This is a genomic window from Paraburkholderia phymatum (genome assembly GCF_038900715.1).
GTDB classification, from domain to species: domain Bacteria; phylum Pseudomonadota; class Gammaproteobacteria; order Burkholderiales; family Burkholderiaceae; genus Paraburkholderia; species Paraburkholderia phymatum_A.
On the sequence record NZ_JAYMRZ010000038.1, the window covers coordinates 39928 to 56894 of the forward strand.

At 58.2% G+C, this 16967-nt stretch carries 17 protein-coding genes; 4 read left to right on the forward strand and 13 right to left on the reverse strand.

The window, feature by feature from the left end; all coding sequences use genetic code 11:
- Nucleotides 1-27 precede the first annotated feature (27 nt).
- Nucleotides 28-1014 carry an AraC family transcriptional regulator gene (locus VSR68_RS39775; protein ID WP_342933305.1) on the forward strand — a complete coding sequence of 329 codons (987 nt, stop codon included), beginning with the start codon at nt 28-30 and terminating at the stop codon, nt 1012-1014.
- Between the two features lie 100 nt (nt 1015-1114).
- Here the strand turns inward: VSR68_RS39775 and catA are convergent, their stop codons facing one another.
- From catA to VSR68_RS39790, 3 genes are all read right to left on the reverse strand, one after another.
- A complete protein-coding gene (gene catA, locus VSR68_RS39780; RefSeq protein ID WP_342933306.1) occupies nt 1115-2050 on the reverse strand; it encodes a catechol 1,2-dioxygenase in 936 nt (311 codons plus the stop codon).
- Nucleotides 2051-2128: 78 nt separating this feature from the next.
- The gene (gene catC, locus VSR68_RS39785) at nt 2129-2419 is read right to left on the reverse strand and encodes a muconolactone Delta-isomerase (protein WP_342933307.1); all 291 of its coding nucleotides are present in this window, start codon (nt 2417-2419) and stop codon (nt 2129-2131) included.
- Between the two features lie 29 nt (nt 2420-2448).
- Nucleotides 2449-3585, reverse strand: a complete 1137-nt coding sequence (locus tag VSR68_RS39790; protein ID WP_342944956.1) for a muconate/chloromuconate family cycloisomerase — start codon at nt 3583-3585, stop codon at nt 2449-2451.
- A 188-nt stretch (nt 3586-3773) separates the two neighbouring features.
- Between VSR68_RS39790 and VSR68_RS39795 the strand changes: the two genes are divergently transcribed.
- Complete coding sequence (locus tag VSR68_RS39795) at nt 3774-4682, forward strand: LysR family transcriptional regulator (RefSeq protein ID WP_342944957.1); 909 nt, start codon at nt 3774-3776, stop codon at nt 4680-4682.
- Between the two features lie 112 nt (nt 4683-4794).
- Here VSR68_RS39795 and VSR68_RS39800 read toward each other — a convergent pair whose 3' ends face one another.
- Nucleotides 4795-5877 carry a porin gene (locus VSR68_RS39800; RefSeq protein WP_342944958.1) on the reverse strand — a complete coding sequence of 361 codons (1083 nt, stop codon included), beginning with the start codon at nt 5875-5877 and terminating at the stop codon, nt 4795-4797.
- Nucleotides 5878-6151: 274 nt separating this feature from the next.
- Entirely contained in the window at nt 6152-7621 is a 1470-nt protein-coding gene (locus VSR68_RS39805) for an aldehyde dehydrogenase family protein (protein ID WP_342944959.1), read from the reverse strand.
- 491 nt (nt 7622-8112) lie between these two features.
- Between VSR68_RS39805 and VSR68_RS39810 the strand changes: the two genes are divergently transcribed.
- A complete protein-coding gene (locus VSR68_RS39810; protein ID WP_342933312.1) occupies nt 8113-9054 on the forward strand; it encodes a helix-turn-helix domain-containing protein in 942 nt (313 codons plus the stop codon).
- 169 nt (nt 9055-9223) lie between these two features.
- Here the strand turns inward: VSR68_RS39810 and VSR68_RS39815 are convergent, their stop codons facing one another.
- Entirely contained in the window at nt 9224-9997 is a 774-nt protein-coding gene (locus VSR68_RS39815) for an SDR family oxidoreductase (protein ID WP_342944960.1), read from the reverse strand.
- Nucleotides 9998-10537: 540 nt separating this feature from the next.
- Between VSR68_RS39815 and gcvA the strand changes: the two genes are divergently transcribed.
- Nucleotides 10538-11455, forward strand: coding sequence for a transcriptional regulator GcvA (gene gcvA / locus VSR68_RS39820; protein ID WP_342933315.1), 918 nt, complete (start codon nt 10538-10540; stop codon nt 11453-11455).
- 28 nt (nt 11456-11483) lie between these two features.
- Here gcvA and VSR68_RS39825 read toward each other — a convergent pair whose 3' ends face one another.
- From VSR68_RS39825 to VSR68_RS39855, 7 genes are all read right to left on the reverse strand, one after another.
- A complete protein-coding gene (locus VSR68_RS39825; protein WP_342933836.1) occupies nt 11484-12680 on the reverse strand; it encodes an MFS transporter in 1197 nt (398 codons plus the stop codon).
- Nucleotides 12681-12845: 165 nt separating this feature from the next.
- On the reverse strand, nt 12846-13868 hold the full coding sequence (locus tag VSR68_RS39830; protein ID WP_342944961.1) for an alcohol dehydrogenase: 1023 nt from the start codon (nt 13866-13868) through the stop codon (nt 12846-12848).
- A gap of 23 nt (nt 13869-13891) precedes the next feature.
- Entirely contained in the window at nt 13892-15037 is a 1146-nt protein-coding gene (locus VSR68_RS39835; RefSeq protein WP_342944962.1) for a flavin monoamine oxidase family protein, read from the reverse strand.
- Nucleotides 15034-15711 (reverse strand): cupin domain-containing protein, encoded by a 678-nt coding sequence (locus VSR68_RS39840; protein ID WP_342944963.1) that lies wholly within the window; start codon nt 15709-15711, stop codon nt 15034-15036. Before VSR68_RS39840 ends, VSR68_RS39835 begins: the two co-directional genes overlap by 4 nt.
- A 74-nt stretch (nt 15712-15785) precedes the next feature.
- Nucleotides 15786-16136, reverse strand: coding sequence for a carboxymuconolactone decarboxylase family protein (locus VSR68_RS39845; RefSeq protein ID WP_342933319.1), 351 nt, complete (start codon nt 16134-16136; stop codon nt 15786-15788).
- A gap of 63 nt (nt 16137-16199) precedes the next feature.
- On the reverse strand, nt 16200-16481 hold the full coding sequence (locus VSR68_RS39850) for a hypothetical protein (RefSeq protein WP_342933320.1): 282 nt from the start codon (nt 16479-16481) through the stop codon (nt 16200-16202).
- Nucleotides 16482-16723: 242 nt separating this feature from the next.
- Nucleotides 16724-16967 (reverse strand): hypothetical protein (locus VSR68_RS39855; protein WP_342944964.1); only part of this gene is annotated, 244 nt, incomplete at its 5' end.

A 16967-nucleotide genomic window follows, 5' to 3' on the forward strand; every position in this document is an offset into this window, starting at 1 on the left:
GTACAGGTATTGCGAGCAATGTCTTCTATGGCTGCTAACGATGGCTACGGAATTCAAGCCTCGCGTCACGACTTAGACGGGGCGCGGGATTGGATGGCCTTGATCTGCGGCCCGCACGGGCTCGAAGTACGTCACCCCGGCGATGTGCGATTTCGTCACTCGGGCACTGTGCTGCGCTCCACGGCATGCACGCTTGGCTACGTGGAATACGGCACCGACGTAACGGTCCTGGTGCGGAAAGGCGCTCCGCTGAATTGCTACAGTATTAGCCTTCCACTCACTGGCGAGCAGAAACTCGCGATGCGTGGTCGCTTGTGGTCATCGGATGAGGGAAAAGGTCTGATCGTTTCCCCCGAGGAAACCCAAGAACTGGCGATCGGAGGGAACTGCCGCAAGATTATCGTTTCGATTCCCCGTCCCGCGCTACGCACAGTGCTTGAGACCCTATTGCAGCGGCCGCTCGATGGGGCGTTGGTTTTTCAGCCGGATATGGATGCCGCGAATGGAGATCAGGCGGCATGGTGGCGGTTGGTCAAATTTGTGCTGGGCGAGATGGAGCAGTCGGCTCCGCTACTGAACCACTCGTATCTGACAGCTGACATCGAGCATGCGCTGCTTAAGGGGCTCTTGTTGTCTCAGCCTCACAATTATTTTGAAGAACTCGCTACATTGCGGTCTGCTCCGCCGCACTACCTTCGGCGTGCCCGTCAGTTCATCGTCGACAACGCGCGTAACGACATTGCACTGGAAGACATAGAACGGGCGGCTGGCGTGTCGCGTTACAGGCTTTTCGAAGCCTTCAGGCAGCATTTCGGGCAATCGCCCATGGCATTTGTGCGAAGGTTTAGGCTCGAGGGCGTGCGGCGTGACCTGCTCGAACATCGCTCCGAACACAATGTCTCATCGATCGCGATGAGCTGGGGTTTCTCGCACCTAGGGCGGTTTTCTTCGGAGTATAAGGATCTGTTTGGCGAAACCCCGTCTCAGACGCTGAAGCGCACTCGCGTACGTTAGCCGGGTGCGCGTTTCCTAACGTTGGAAGAGAACTCGACTGCGTTGGTTCTCTCCTGCAGCAGGCAAAGCGGCGGCGTTGGGCCGCCACCGCCTGTGACAATCACTTCCCGGCTGACGCGCGCTTGCGGTTGACTACCTGATTGTCCTTGCCGTGGACCAGGGTCGTCAGCGCGATATCGAACTTGATATCTTTGTAGCCGTCAGCCTTCAATCCCAGCGCCGCGCCACCTGCCTTTGCGACGACAGGCGGAATGAGTTCTTCGCGGGTCGCGTACGCGAAGTCGTCCCAGATCAGCGGGTCGCCCTCGATATTGAACTGCGTTGTCAGTTTGCGGAAGTTGGGGGCGGTGACGAAGAAATGAACGTGCCCAGGGCGGTTGCCGTGACGATCGACAGCGTTAAGCAATTGCTGAGTCGGGCCCTGCGGCGGGCATCCGTAGCCAACGGGCATCAGCGTGCGGAATTCGTACTTTCCATCGGCCCCGGTTTTCACCGCACCACGCAGGTTGAACTGGCTTTGAGAACATGTAGGATCGAAGTGCGAATAGAAGCCCTTCGAGTTGGCATGCCAGCATTCGACTACGGCATTGGCGACCGGCTTGCCGTCGGGGCCTGTGACGGTGCCGTGGATCACCAGCGGGCCCGCATCCGGATCCGGGTCGATATCGATCTTCGATACGCCATCGCGCACCGGCGCGCCCGCGAGGTAAAGCGGGCCTTCGATCGTACGGGGCGTGCCGCCGTTGATGCCAGCGTCCCTGTCCGCCGCATCCATTCGAATGTCGAGGTACTTCTCCAGCCCGAGGCCGGCAGCGAGCAACGCCGCTTCGCCTTGTTGGCCGAGCACGTTCAGGTAGTTGACGCCGGCCCAAACCTCATCGGGCGTGATGTCGAGATCGTCGATAGCCTTGAACAGATCGCTCAACAACCGGTGCAGAATCGCCTTGAAACGGAGGTTGCCGTTTTCCCCCTCAAGGTTGACCGCAGCCTTCAGCAACTCTTGTACTTCGTTTGTATCGAACACCTTGGTGCTCATGATGATTGTCTCCACTACTTATGGGGGCAAGAACCGTTAGGACGCACTCGCCCTCGAAAGAGCGTCCCTTACTGAAAATCAGGCGTCGTCGCTATGGATGGACGACGGATGGCGACACAAGGCCGTCACTGAGATCTTCATATACGGGAATAGGGGAAGGCCGCTCAAGATGTCATGCAGCTCGGCGTTGCTCTCGACATCGAAGACACTGTAGTTTGCGTATTCGCCTGCCAGCCGCCAGATGTGGCGCCACTTACCGCTCCGCTGTAGCTCCTGTGAGTACGCTTTCTCGCGTGCTTTTATTTCGTTGGCCACATCCGCTGGCATGTTGGCCGGTAGATTGACATCCATTCGTACGTGGAACAGCATCGTTCGTCTCCTTTGGCTGAGTCCCTGGGTCACTTCGTGACTGTTTTCGTTCCGTTGCGAGTGAAACGTCCGATTCGGTCTTCGTCGAGCTCGATGGCGAGCCCCGGCCCGACAGGTACAGTAAGCTCGAAATCGCTGTAATCGAGCGGCTGCGCGAGGATCTCTTCGGTGATCAACAATGGTCCGAACAACTCCGTACCCCAGTGCAGGGTGGCGAAGCTGGCAAAAAGATGAGCAGATGCGATAGTGCTGATCGCTCCTTCCAGCATCGTGCCGCCGTATAGCTCGATACCGGCTGCTTCGGCGATCGCAGCCACGCGTTGTGCCGCGAACAATCCACCGTTCTGTTCGATCTTGATCGCGAATACATCGGCACCATGATTCTTCGCGATTTCGAACGCGCTTTCAGGCCCTTGCAGGATTTCATCGGCCATCAACGCGACCGGAAAACGGCCTCGGAGACGTGCCAGCGCTTCGGCCGATGCAACCGGTTGCTCGACCAGATCGCAGCCCGCGTCGGCCAATGCCGGAATCGCCCACGCCGCCTGCGTTTCACTCCAAGCCATGTTGACGTCGACACGTACGGAGGCGCGCTCGCCCAGTGCCTTTTTGATTTCGGCAACGTGTTGGACGTCAGTCTTCAGCTCCTTTGCCCCGATCTTCAACTTGAACACCTTATGCCGGCGCAGGTCGAGCATCCTCTCGGCCTCGGCAATATCGGTGGTGGTGTCGCCTGAAGCTAACGTCCATGCGATGGGTAGTCGGTCACGCCGACGTCCCCCGATGAGCTCACCCACCGATACGTCCAAACGCTTACCTTGCGCATCGAGCAACGCGGTTTCGAGCGCGCTCTTTGCAAAGTGGTTAACCTTGACCAGTTTACCCAGATGCGCCATCAGCGCCTGGATGCGAGTGGCATCCTTGCCGATCATCGCTGGAGCAAAGTATTCGTCGATGGCAAGCTTCATAGATTCTGGGCTCTCAGGACCGTACGCCATGCCGGCGATCGTGCTGCCCTCGCCAATGCCGACGACGCCGTCGCTGCAGTACACTCTCACGAGCATCAAGGTTTGACCGTGCATCGTGGCGACCGACAGCTTGTGTGGCCGAATCGTCGGTACATCGATGAGGCTGGTTTCAATGCGTTCAATCTTTGCGGTGGGCATGACAGTGGCTCTTTGTTCAACGTTCGCGTAGCAGTCTTATATGTCGAGTGCCGCTCCACTGTCCAAGACCTTTTTTGTGGACTTTGATACCTTTAGGATATCGACGGCGGGCGCTGTGTTTTCGACGTCCTCGGCAGGCTGTATCACTATTCGGCAGCGGTAAAACACCATCCCCTCTGAGAAAACGTATGGATCTGCGTCAACTCCGCTACTTCATCGCTGTTGTCCGCGAGCGCAACTTCACGCGTGCGGCCGAGCAGCTGAATATTGCGCAGCCGCCATTGAGCCGCCAGATTCAACTGCTCGAAGATGAAGTGGGCGTACCTCTGCTGATTCGCAACAGCCGTCCTGTCCAGGTCACGGACGCCGGCCGGTTGTTTTACGAGCAGGCGATACAAGTGCTCGGCCGTACGGAGCAGATGAAGGTCGCCGCGAGGCACGTTGGAATACATCAGCGTCGCGTTCTTTCGATCGGCTTCGTGGCGTCGACGCTGTACGGTGGTTTGCCGATACTGATGCGAAAGTTACGTCAGCATGCACCGGACCTCGATATTCAGATAGTCGAACTGATGTCGACGCGTCAAATTCAAGCCCTGAAAGAAGGGCGTATCGATATCGGCTTCGGCCGTCTGCATCAGAGCGATCCGGACATAGTCAGCATTGTGTTGGAGGAAGAGCCTCTCGCTATCGCGGCACCTGTCGGTTCGGACATTGCCCGGGAATCGACGCCGTTGCCAATCGAGGCGTTGGCCGGGCAAAACATGATTGTTTACCCGAAGGAGCCACGCCCCGGCTTTGCCGATCACGTATTGAACATGTTTTACGGCCATGGGATACAACTGGGCGAGGTATTGGAAGTAGGCGAGATTCAAGCGGCGCTAGGACTCGTCGCGGCTGAATTTGGGATGTGCGTGATCCCTTTATCGGCGTGCCAGATGCGGCACGACGTGCATTGCCGCCCGATCGACGGTATCCGAGCGACATCACCGGTGATCCTTAGTCATCGCGTCAACGACCGCTCCGAATATATCGACCTCATCAAGCGATTGGGGCAGGAAATTTACACTTCCGATCGATCGCGGCCGGACGCCTCGTAGGCATGGCCAAAGTCGTCCCTCAATCGCTCGACTGACCTTGGCCGCGGATCGTGCGCCGAAAGCAAGGCGCTTATCCGCCTTTGCTACGGCCTGGGAACTTGCACGTACGTTATCAGAACCGTGTCGTCATCCCGACCCGCACAATGGCTTGCGACGGCGTACTGGATGGTACGAATACGGCGTTGATCTGCGCGGTGCTCCCCTGGGTTGCTCGCTGGTACACTGCGGATGCATAAACGCTGGTGCGTTTCGACAATAGGTATTGCAGCATGGCGCTCAACTGATGCGCGTGGTTGTCGTCGACCACCGAATTGCCCTTCATATATGAATATGCGCCGCTTAGCGACCAACTGCTATTCATTTCCCAGAGTCCCCCGAGTTCCGCTTGCCAGACTGCGGCTCCATTCGCATCGTTATGTACTGTGGTGAACAATGCTGTCGCCGTCACGGTGCCAAGACGGTAATGGCTTCCGACTCCCCAGTTACGAACGCTGACCTGCCCGGACGCCGTCGCGTCTTTCACCAGGGTGTATGCCGCGCTCGCGCCGAACGCACCGTTCACATAGCTCAGTCCGAAGCTGGAGGCGTTGCCCGTCCCGATCGAACCTGCCACATTCCCGAAGCCGTACATTGCACCAACGGATATCCCGTGAAACGAAGTGCTTTGATACTTTACGGAATTCGTGATCCGCTCACCGGCCAGCCGGTCCCAGTCGAACGCTCGGGTGGGATTGCCAGGCAAGCCTAATTTATCGAATGGCCCATTGCGAAATTGATAGAGGCCCGATGTAAAGCTTGCGGCATCAGTCAGCCCGCCGAATAGGGAATCGGTCATGAAGTCGTACTGATTGCCGAACGTGAGGCGACCCAGTCGATTATCGTCCAGGCCAACGTATGCCGTCCTGCCGAAAATTCCCTGCCCGGGCAGCGTAGATCCATTTCCCAAAACGAACTGATTTGTGAGATTGAAGACAGCCTGTGTGCCGCCTCCGAGGTCCTCTCTACCACTAAGTGTCAACAAGTTTGGCACAAAAATGCCATCGTCAAATTTGAGATTTCCGCTTCCGCCCTCGTTGCTAACGTACGAGACGCCGGCGTCGATCAGTCCACTTAGTGTTACGCTGGATTGCGCATGACAGTTTTGGGCCGCATATAGGCAAAGTGCAAGTGCTTGCCAATTAAACTTCTTCGTCATAGAGTCTCCTTCTTGATTTTAATCGAGTTATTCTGTCCGCCGATACAGCAGATATGCCAATGGCGGGTTGCTTTCGTCTCTTAAAACACCGGTCGATCAGCGATGGCGGGTTCGAGCGCAATTTGGGGTTGCTGGGGTCTTGGGAAGGCGTGATCGAATGGCGTAACTGCCATGACGAGCTGCAGGCAGCGACGTCATGGCGAGACCTAAAGTTGTGAAACGTCTTGGTCTTCAGTGGTGACTAAGACGCTATGAGAATTCGATCAGCCCACTCTCAAATCGAGAACCAAGGCTTGACGACGGTATCTTGCACGGTGATCGCCTTGACATGCGAATACATATTGAGCGTTTCGCGGCAATGTTCGGTGCCGATGCCGCTCTCCTTGAAGCCGCCGAATGGCGAGCCGCTAGTTAGGTTGAAGTAGTGGTTGATCCAGACGTTGCCAGCTTCGAGGCGATCAGCAGTCCGCATCGCGTTTGCCAAGTTCGACGTATAGATGCCCGACGCCAGACCGTATCTCACGTCATTAGCTTGGCCAATCATCGTTTCGTAGTCGCTCCAGCGAATCAGGCTCAGCACAGGGCCAAAAATTTCTTCCTGCGCGACGCGCATACGGTTCGTTGCTTCGAAGACACTGGGCTGAATGAAATATCCGTGTTCGCAGCCTTGAACCTTGACTCGAGCACCACCGGCGATCAGCTTCGCACCCTCTGCCTTGCCGATGTCGATGTAGTCCAGGACGCGTTGACCTTGAGTCGACGACACGAGATTGCTGACTCGCGTACGGCCATCCATCGGGTCGCCCACCTTGATGCGGCTCGCGGCGTTGGCTAGCTTGTCGGAAAACGCTCCGTAAATATCGTCGTGCACAAAGACTCGTGTACCGGCGAGGCAAGATTGACCGTTACAATACGTGCCGCCGAACAGCACATTGTCGACGACCGCATCGATGTCCTCGATGTCGGGAAAGACGATATTGGGGCTCTTGCCGCCAAGTTCGAGCGAGACCGGTACGAGCCGATCAGCGCCCGCGCGTGCGACGATGCGTCCGACTTCGGAGCTGCCGGTGAAGGCGATTTTTTTCACCATGGGGTGTGCTGTTAGCGCCGCACCAACTTCTTCGCCGAAGCCGGGCACGACATTCACGACTCCCGGGGGAAAGATCTTACTGGCGATCTCGGCGAATTCGAGCGTCGAAAGCGATGCGTTCTCGTCCGGCTTCAGTACGACCGTATTGCCCGCCGCCAACGCCGGCGCAACCTTCAGCGCGACCATGATTGCCGGTACGTTCCACGGAATGATTTGCCCAACGACGCCGATCGGCTCGCGCTTTGCCAGCAAGTAGCCATCCGGGATCGGCCGTCCATAGCCTTCATGCGTGAGGATAGCTCCAGCGAAGTAGCGATACTGCTCGATCGCGATCCGGTAATCGTGCATAACTTCGCTGTAAACACGGCCGATATCCGCTGTGTCGATCGCAGTCAACCGTTCGACATCGGCTTCCAGGGCGTCGGCCAGCTTCAGCAGCAGCGATGAACGTTCCTCGAAGGTGGTCGCGCGCCACGCAGGGAACACTGCCTCTGCCGCTTGTACTGCCAATCTGACATCGCCGGCGTCGCAGCGTGCGATATCGGCCAGGTGTGCGCCCGTTGAAGCATTGATCGCGGGAAACGTCTCGCCCTTGATAGGGGTGAATGCGCCGGCGATAAATGCACCGTAGGATTGCTTCAGTCCCAGTTCCATAAATTTCTTCTCGGTGATCGTTGATGATTTAAAGGTCTCGTCAGTCCCGCACGATGCTCGGCGGGAATTCTTAAATGCGCTGGTCGAGCGACAGTGATCGCTTTCTTCAACGGTTGCATTTTTTTGCGCCGATAGGCTGCGGACACAATGTGAAACCAAGGCGCTCAGGCAGTGGGGGACTGGTGCATGGTCCCGAACACTCTCCTGCGTCATACTGCACCGGCGCAGAGGCTGGCCGAAAGGACGAAAGGCGCAGCGATATCCGAATTGCGCATTCAGGATCTCGGGGATTTCCCTAGCGCAAAGGTGCCAACGCTAGCTTGCATCTCAGGGCCCGGCAGGCTCTTTATCCAGTGCTTTCCGTATGGCAGGCAAATGACGCACAATGACGCTGTTTCTGCTACGGAGTGTCCGAGATGCCAACACCTCACCCGGAAGACTCTACCGGTCAAGTGGGTCGCCTCGTTTCGGCTCGGAATGACCGTAGCTCCGTGACGATCCGTGATCTCGATGAGGCCATTGATTTGGTGGGACGGGTCTATTGTCCTCACAGGATCGAACCAAGTGCGCCAGATCGGAGGGTCAATACTGTATTTCGTGTCGCGGGGGCGACGGAACAAGCAGTCGTGCACCTGCGTTATTCGGCGCCGGTAGTCGTCAATGCCGGGCGTTTTCCGAATCTACTGCTTTTGATGTCTGCATCGTCCGGCGCGGCTCGCGCCGAGCAAAACGGCAATAGCATCTCTTGGCGTGCAGGCCAGACTGTTCCACTGTCGCCTGGGCGGGAGACCATCTTCCGTTTCGATCACGCGTTCGCCCAAAATTCGCTGCGCGTCAACGTTGAACAGCTCGAACGCACGTGTGCGTCATTGCTCGGGTACCCGCTTGAAAAGCCCATCGCATTCGAACTTTGTCCGCTGCCGAACGCATTCGAAGCAGTCTGGCAAGATGCGTTGAGAGTGCTATGCACGATCACATCGTCAGGCATAGCCTTGACGCCGACTGCCGCCGAATCGCTAGACAATTTCTTGTTGTCGACGATTCTGCACGGCCATCGACACAATTTTTCGGAGCAACTCGAGCGCCCAGTTCCCGCCGCGACGCCGAGAGTCGTCGCTTCGGCCAAGCAACTGTTCAGCGAACGAGCGGAATCTGGGACCACGGTTGCGGCTGTGGCTCGCGAGCTCGGGGTCAGCATTCGAACGCTGCAGAATGGGTTTCAGAAGGTCGATCAGACAACACCTTCTGCTTTTCTGCGAAGGGCGCGTCTAGATGCCGCACATCGGATTCTCACGTCCGCAACCGAGGATACGTCGGTCACTGACGTGGCCTTGCGGCTGGGGTTCGCGCACGTCGGCCGGTTCAGTGCGGACTATCGGCTGGCTTTTGGGGAACCGCCAGCAGCGACGTTGCGTCGCTATCGCCCGCGGTGAGATGATGCCCCCGTTGGCGTTCGACAACGGGGGCAGTGCGGAGAGGCGCTACTGATTCAAGCAAATTTCGTACAGCGGCGGGTGCCGCTCGCTGAACTTCCGCCGCCGAACGTTCTCGTCGGCGGCATCGGAGCCCGCCAAAAACGGGGCAGTACCATGCAGCTGGATATTAGTTCCGGCCAGCCATCACACCACCGTCGACATCCCACATCGCACCGGTAACCCAGCTCGCCTTGTCCGAGAGGAGGAACGTGACGACTTCAGCGACATCCCGCGGCGTGCCTACGCGGCCGATCGGGTGGAAGCTATTGAAGCCCTGCAGTGTGTTGTGCACTTCCGCCTTCGGGATGAACCCTTCGTAGATCGGGGTTTGGACTACTGCTGGGGATACCCCGTTGACACGGATGTGCTTCGGAGCCAATTCCATCGCGAGGTGCTGAGTCAGCGAATGCAGACCCGCCTTCGCCATGGAGTATGCCGACGACGGCGTTGCCGCGATGGCTTGCTTCGCCCACATCGAGCCGATATTGACGATCGCGCCGGGGCGGCCCTTGGCGACTAGATTAGCGGCGACTTTCTGTGTGATAAAGAAAAACGCTTTGTTCAGCTTCATGTACTGATCGTAGTCCGCATCCTGGTGCTCGAGGAAGGCCTTGGGAAAGAAGATGCCTGCAGCATTGACGAGCAGGTCGATGTCGGCATGCTGCTCGTCGATCGTCTTGAGCAGCGCAGCCAGGCCGTCGTTGCTGGATAAGTCCGCCGTCAACGCTGTTACTGCGCCGAGCGCGGCGAGCTCCTTACGTGCCTCTTCGGCTTTATCTGCACGGTGCCCGACGATGACCACGCTACCGCCCTCGGCGAGCACCATACGGGCCGTCTCGAGGCCCATTCCACTCGTGCCCCCGACGACAAGCAGCTTTTTACCCTTGAATTGATCGCTCATTTAAAATCCCTCCGCCCGCCGCTCGGCAGGCATTTGTTTCCGTTGAATGAACAGGGTCCAGCTCACAGATGCAAGAAGGCGGAGGACAACTGCGTCGATATCGCAGCTCGACGCCACATGAGGACGATCGCAACCGATTTTCTTGCTGTGGCAGGGACACCATCGAAGCCAGTAACGACTAAAAGGAAAACTACATCCTGGGCACACCAATGGCCGCCCGAGGAGCAAGTCTTACTATCTTCGGCCCAGGGGCAATTCTTCGCCAATTTGCTTTTATGGGCAAATGAGATAAAGTGTTTCGAGTTGACAGAAAAACTTTCTGTGGGGGGAGAACAAGGAACCCTCGCTGATCCCGTTGACTTCGAGATCGGCACCGGAACCGGCGGCGTAAGGCAGGTGTTGGGTAGTGCCTTTACGCACGTCGTGCCTCAATATGTGACAGCGCCGGCATCGGCCCTATGCCAAAACGTCGAGAGATTCCGTTTGTGACATTGTCCCCTGGCCGCGTAGCCCTGAACTACTGACGAAGTTTATCTTTGCATGAAAGGTCCTGTACATCTTAATGCGCTTCGTGCGTTTGAAGCGAGCGCGCGCCACCAAAGTTTCTCGTCTGCGGCAGCGGAGCTGAATGTGACGCCTGCCGCAGTGGGCCAACTGGTTCGCTCGCTAGAGGAGTGGCTCGGCACTCCGTTGTTTCATCGAGGAACGAGTGGGCGTTCCCGCCTCATTCCAACCGACTCGGCCGAGCGCGCGCTGCCAGATCTGCGTGCGGGGTTCGACCGGATTGCTCTCGGATTGAGTCGCCTACGGGAGGGCTCTAGAAGCGGCGTTCTTACGGTCGCGGTTAGCCCAGCGTTCGCAGCAAAGTGGCTGCTGCCGAGGATCGAGCGGTTTCAGGAGATGTGGCCCGAGACCGATGTACGGTTGGATACCAATCTGAAGCTCGTCGACTTCACCGCTCAAGGCGTCGATATCGGTGTGCGGTACGGTCGGGGGTCATGGCCTGGCCTCGTGGCAGAAAAGTTGATGGACGAAGAAATCTCAGCAGTTTGCTCGCCCACATGGCTTGCCAAGAACGGAAAGCTCAGAACCCCCAACGATTTGTCCGGTAAAGCCCTGATACACGATTTGTCCGTCGACGCACACTTGGGTTTTGCATCATGGGACGATTGGCTCCAGCGGGCTGGGGCAGAGAATGTCGATGCCAGGCGCGGCATGCGGATCAACAATTCAGCTGCTGTGTTACAAGCTGCAGTGGACGGCCACGGCGTAGCGCTGGCGCGCAGCGTCATGGCCCGCGATGATCTGGCTGCCGGCCGGCTCGTCCAATTGTTTCCCAAAGTGAAATGGACATCTGAGCTGGCTTACTACATCGTTTACCGCGGAGAATGCGCGTCGCTGCCGAAGCTTGTTGCATTTCGCGAATGGTTGATCCAGGAGGCGGAAGCGGCTCATTGACCCGTTACCGCCTTTCTCGCAAACCGGATCAATTCGCGATGCCACGCCGGCTTGCGGTTGCCGATACGATCAAAGCGAGGACCGCCAAGGCAAGGGGAATGAAGGACAACGACAGCACCGTATTCCAGCCATACGAGGTTAGAAGTCCACCGGACAGCAGCGAGCCAAAGGTCATCGTACCGAAGACGATGAAGTCGTTAAGTGACTGCACCCGGGCCTTTTCCTCTGGTTTGTGGCATTCGAGTACGAGGGCCGACGCGCCCACGAAGCCGAAGTTCCAACCCACTCCGAGCAGAATCAGCGTCAGCCAGAAATGCGCTACGTCCACACCGGTCAATCCGACGGCGGCTGAAAGTGCGATGAGCGTGAGACCCGTCATAACGACTCTTTGCGCTCCGAAACGCGTGATCAAACGTCCGGTAAAGAAGCTGGGACCATACATTGCAATGATGTGCCATTGAATCCCAAGGTTGGACGACGTTTGCGGTAAGCCGCACATCTGCATCGCCAGCGGCGCTGCCGTCATCAGGAAGTTCATCAGCAGGTATGAGACAGTTGCGCAGACAACTGCGGTTATGAATTTGGGCTGGCGGGCGATGATGCCGATCGGGCGACCTCCCGCCGCCGCGGCCGCTGAGGGCTTGGGGAGACGTACACCGACCAGGATGAGTGCTGATATGGCGGCCACTGCGGCCTGCGCCAAGAAAGTCACCGCAAACATATGGAACGCCCATATGTTCATTGTGTAGGTGACGAGTTGCGGCCCTATTACTCCGGCAAAGATGCCACCCGCCATGACAAAGGATAGCGCACGCGGACGTCGCTCCGCCTCGACGCAATCCGCGGCTGCGAAGCGGAAGGACAGCACTACCGCGGCATAGGCGCCAGCGAGAAACGTTGCTGCGTTAAACAGCCAGAAGGAAGTCAGGACAACGGCTAGGGCAGCAAGCAGTCCAGCAAGGACACCGCATCCCGTGCCGACAAGAAAGGCTGTTCGGCGGCCGTAGCGTTGCGCGATGGCACCGCAGGGTAGTGAGCAAGCCGCCATCCCCACCACGAAGATAGAGATAGGCAGCGTCGCTAGCGCGTGGCTTGGGGCAAGCTCGTTCCCGACGATCGCTCCAGTCGAATAGATGATCGCCGAGTTCGCACCGGCGAACGCCTGGGCGACGGTGAGCCTTGCGATATTGCTTTTCGCGTGAATGTAAGGAGACGACGATGCCATGGCGGTCGGGGCAGGGGAATGGAGGTGTGACATGGATTTGTTTAATTTGCCCGGGCTGATGCGCGTTGCGAAGCCAAGTCGCATCGGCGTCCTTCGGCGACCACAGGGCTATACGTTGGCCCAGCGGCCGATACCGTGAATCGTGGGCGATGCCGCTAACATGCGTTAGTTCTTTCGCATGACTAAGACCATCCGGAACTTGACATCACCGCTCTTTACTTGCTCATAGGCGGCGAGCGCGTTTTCCAGGGGCATTGTTTCGATCATCGGCCGGATGTCGGTCAGCGCGCTGAAATTCATAGCCTTTTCGTTCTCGTAAGGCGTACCGGTCATCGATCCGACGACGCTCTTTTCTCCGGAGACGATCTGTCCGCTTGGGATAGGCAATGGATCTTTGCCCACACCCAGCACGATCAATCGGCCCTGAGGTGCGAGGCCCCCAATGCAAGCGGAAACGGTGGCCGCGTGACTGATCGTGGTTACGATGGCTTGCGCGCCGCCCATCTCCTTCAGTTTGGCCACGATGTCTTCCTCATGCGTGTCGATGTAGAGGTGAGCCCCCAGTGCCAAGGCATCGTCGACAATGTCGCGGCCGCGGCCGATGGCCACCACCTTGAAGCCCATTTTCCGCGCATATTGCAACGCCATGTGTCCAAGCCCACCGATACCAAGTATGGCCACTAGATCGCCAGGCTCAGCCCCTGATTTTTTGAGTGCATTGAAGGTTGCGAGGCCGGCGCACAGGATGGGTGCCGCTTCCTCTGAGTCGAGTTCGTCGGGAATCGAAACCAACGCGGTGCTGCGAGCGGTCATCGCCTCGGCGTAGCCGCCGTCACACGTGACGCCTACAACCGGCTGATTGCGGCATAGCTGAAATTCTCCGCGGCGACACTGATCGCATTCGTTGCAGTGGCCGCCGAGGCGGCCAACGCCGACGCGCTGTCCCACCTTCCAAATCGCGGGCACTGCGGTCCCGATCGCCGCAATGCGCCCGATTACTTCGTGTCCGGGCACGCGTGGCTGCGATGTGGGGTCAGCTCTATCGATTTGCCCAATGTCGGCGCCGCAAATGCCGCATGCCTCCACTTCGATTAACACTTCATCTACTCCCGGTGTGGGTGTCGGCCGCTCGACCAGCTCAAGGAATCCGGGCCGGCTCAACTGCATTGCTCGATATGTGCTTTTCATGTCTGTATCGCAAAGAGTAGGGGTTAGACAATTCTTGGTTGCGGCGCCGCGCGGATTGCCTCGCGTACACCGGTGGTTGCTGCATCGATGGCGCCTGCAACATAGCCCGGAAAACGCGCAGACCACTCGCTGGCGATCCCGGCCAGTCGCCCATGCCATGGACCTGAGGCCACCGTCGCCATCGGTGCTGCGCCGTGTCCGCCCGCAGCGTCGAAATCGGCTGCTGTCGCGGTTAATGGATCGGTGGCCCAGTCTTTGAGTAACTCTGCTTTGGGCTGCCCAGCTTCCACGCCGAACATTCGCTTGAGCTGTGCTCGGCAGTGCAGCAGTAATTTTTGTTCCGGCACAAGCTTGCGTGTGCGGGCGGGAATGCCAAAAAATCCGAATAGGGCGGCACTGCCGCCTGGCATTGAGGCGTCGTGGATTTCGGCGAGCGGCCCCACGGCACTCCGGGCTTCGCCGGAAAGTCCCCGATCCCGCCAAAATGCCTTTTCATAGACAGCGACGTATTTGGCGTGCGAGGCCATCCAAGTGCCTGTATCACGCCAAGCGCGCGAAATTGAGTCCGGCAATGCAGGCGTAAAGTCGATCGTCGCAGTCGCTAACCGTGGCGGGACCGCGAGCAACGCGAATTGCACGCGGTAAGGGATAAGCCGTTTGTCTGGATCTTCGACGTCGAGTTCGATGTGCTCACCGGCATGACGTACGCACTTGACTCTGTGTCCTACGGCGAGGCGGTCCTGTGACAGCTTTTCTCGTAGCGTCGCGACCAGCGAGTTCATGCCACCCACGAGTCGCATCGATGGCGGCGATGCAGCGTAGCTCGAATCGATGCGCAACGGCGCCTCGTGCGGCGATCGCTCGATTATCATGCCGCCGGCGTCATGCTGCTCGAACCGCTCGAGAGCTAGACCGTCGACGAGACGATCGAGCTGAGGCTGCATCTCCGGCCAGAACCACGTTGGCCCCAGGTCAAACCGATCGAACGCATCGGATGTATCTCGGGCTGTTTGATCCATTCCAACGGGGAACACGGAAAGGATGCGTCCGCCAAACGTGGGGCGGGCTTCGAACAATACGTAGTCGCGGATGCCTTGTTGTTCGAGAAGCAGGGCGGCGTACAGTCCGCTTAGGCCCCCACCGATGATGGCAATACGCGCGGTTTTCATGCCGATGTCTCCGCTTGCGGATCGAGCAAGTGACCCGTCTTTAGGTAGCAGGTCGCACCCCGTGGGCCGGCAACGATCTTGAGGGATTCACCCTGAGGTAGACGAATCCAACTGCCCCGCTCGCAGGACCGCCGCTCCTCGATCACAACATTGCCGGCGAGTACCAGCAATTCAGCGCCGCCTATGCGGCCTTCGAGCAAGGCTTCGCCTGGCGAGATACGTTGTAGGCAAACTCGTTCGGTGTCGGACAAGAATAGTGGGCAGACTTCGCGGTGACCTTGACGCCGCCAAACCGCGGGATCGCGGGTATCGATGCGCACACGTTGGCTGTCGGTGGGGTGCATTTGCCGAAGCTTGACGAAAATGATCGCACCTTCGGCGCTGGACGGCTGGTGGGCGGACCCCGGCGGGTTGCGTATATACCAGCCGGCCTGATAATGATCATCGCTCTCTGAGAACGTGCCCGACAGTACGAAGATTTCCTCCCCTCGAGGGTGGGCGTGGTCAGGAAAGTGCGAGCCGGCGGCATACCGAACAATGCTGGTGGCACGGGCCTGCTCGTCGCCAACTCGATCAAGCATCACGCGTTCAACGCCGTTCTGCGGGGAGGTAACCCAGTCGTACCGGTCTGGTGTAACGACGACTGGGCGCGAAAAATCTGCATTTACGAGCATGGATGTCTAATCGCACACCGATAGTAAGCGGCCGGCTTGACCGCCATCGGCAGCCGACCGCGTCCAACGGTGATTTAGGTATTCGAATTGGGCAGTTGCGCGTGCGCCTCGAGTACTCGCGCCGTATAGACGAGAGCGGGCCCGGCATTCATCGCGATGGCCACGCTCAGTGCCTCTGCGATTTCCTCGCGCGTCGCGCCCTGTTCGACTGCCTTCTTCGTATGCACCGAGATGCAGCCGTCGCAGCGCGTGGTGACGGCCACGGCCAGCGAGATCAGTTCGTGAATCTTGGGGCCCAGCGTGCCGTTCTTTGCGGGCGAACTTTCGATCATATGCAGGCCCTTCATCACTTCCGGGCTGAGTTCGGCGTAGTCACCGACGCGTGCCAGTAAAGAGGCACGGTATTCGTTCCAGTCATGCATCATGTTGATATCCTCTCAAAAAATGTTGAATGGCGAGGCGCCGGCGTGGCACCTAGCCATGTGAGATCAGGCCACTCGGTAGATGCGCACGTCCGGTGCCGCGTCCAGCAGGGGCTTAAGTCCGCCGACGACGTCCGCAGTGAACAACTCGCTTTGCAGGTAGGCATTCGCGTTCGCTTCGCTATCAAAACCGTGCAGCACCTGCACATCCTCATCGCGAACCAGTAGCTCCTTCGACTTTGCACCGGCGATGGTATTGAGGAACGGCGCCTTGTATTTCTCGTACACCCCCGCGGCGGCAGCTCGGTTGGCGCTAGCGATCTTGAGAGTAATCTGCAGATAGACCATTTCGTTGCTCCTGTCTTGGTTACGCAATGTGTGACCTGGGTGTTCCGCCATCGCAGTGCGATGAATCGGTCACTCGATACCGGCAGCGTCGGTGCACGGAAAAAACGTCCCGATACGAGGCCGGCTGTCGGTCTCGTCCGTGCCGCTGCATTGCGGCGGAATGTGAATTCTTCGCCGATTTACGCGCCCCGGCAAACGAGATTTAGTATGGCGGATGAAAAGAAAAACTCTGCGGGGAGGCTTCACATTTCTTCGGGTGTCGGAATGAGCTGCCGCCACTTGAAGTTTTTCTTGTCGTGATCGATAGAAAATGTGCCGTGTGCCGCGCTGGAGCCGCGACTACAATCGAACGCACGCTTGCTAGTGTCCCGTTCCGTTGTTAACTGACCTATGTTCACGTAGGATGCTGATATCAACGGAACGGGAGATATCAGCATGGTGATGGGGCGACCGAAGGCGGAACTCGTGCTGACCGAAGATGAACAA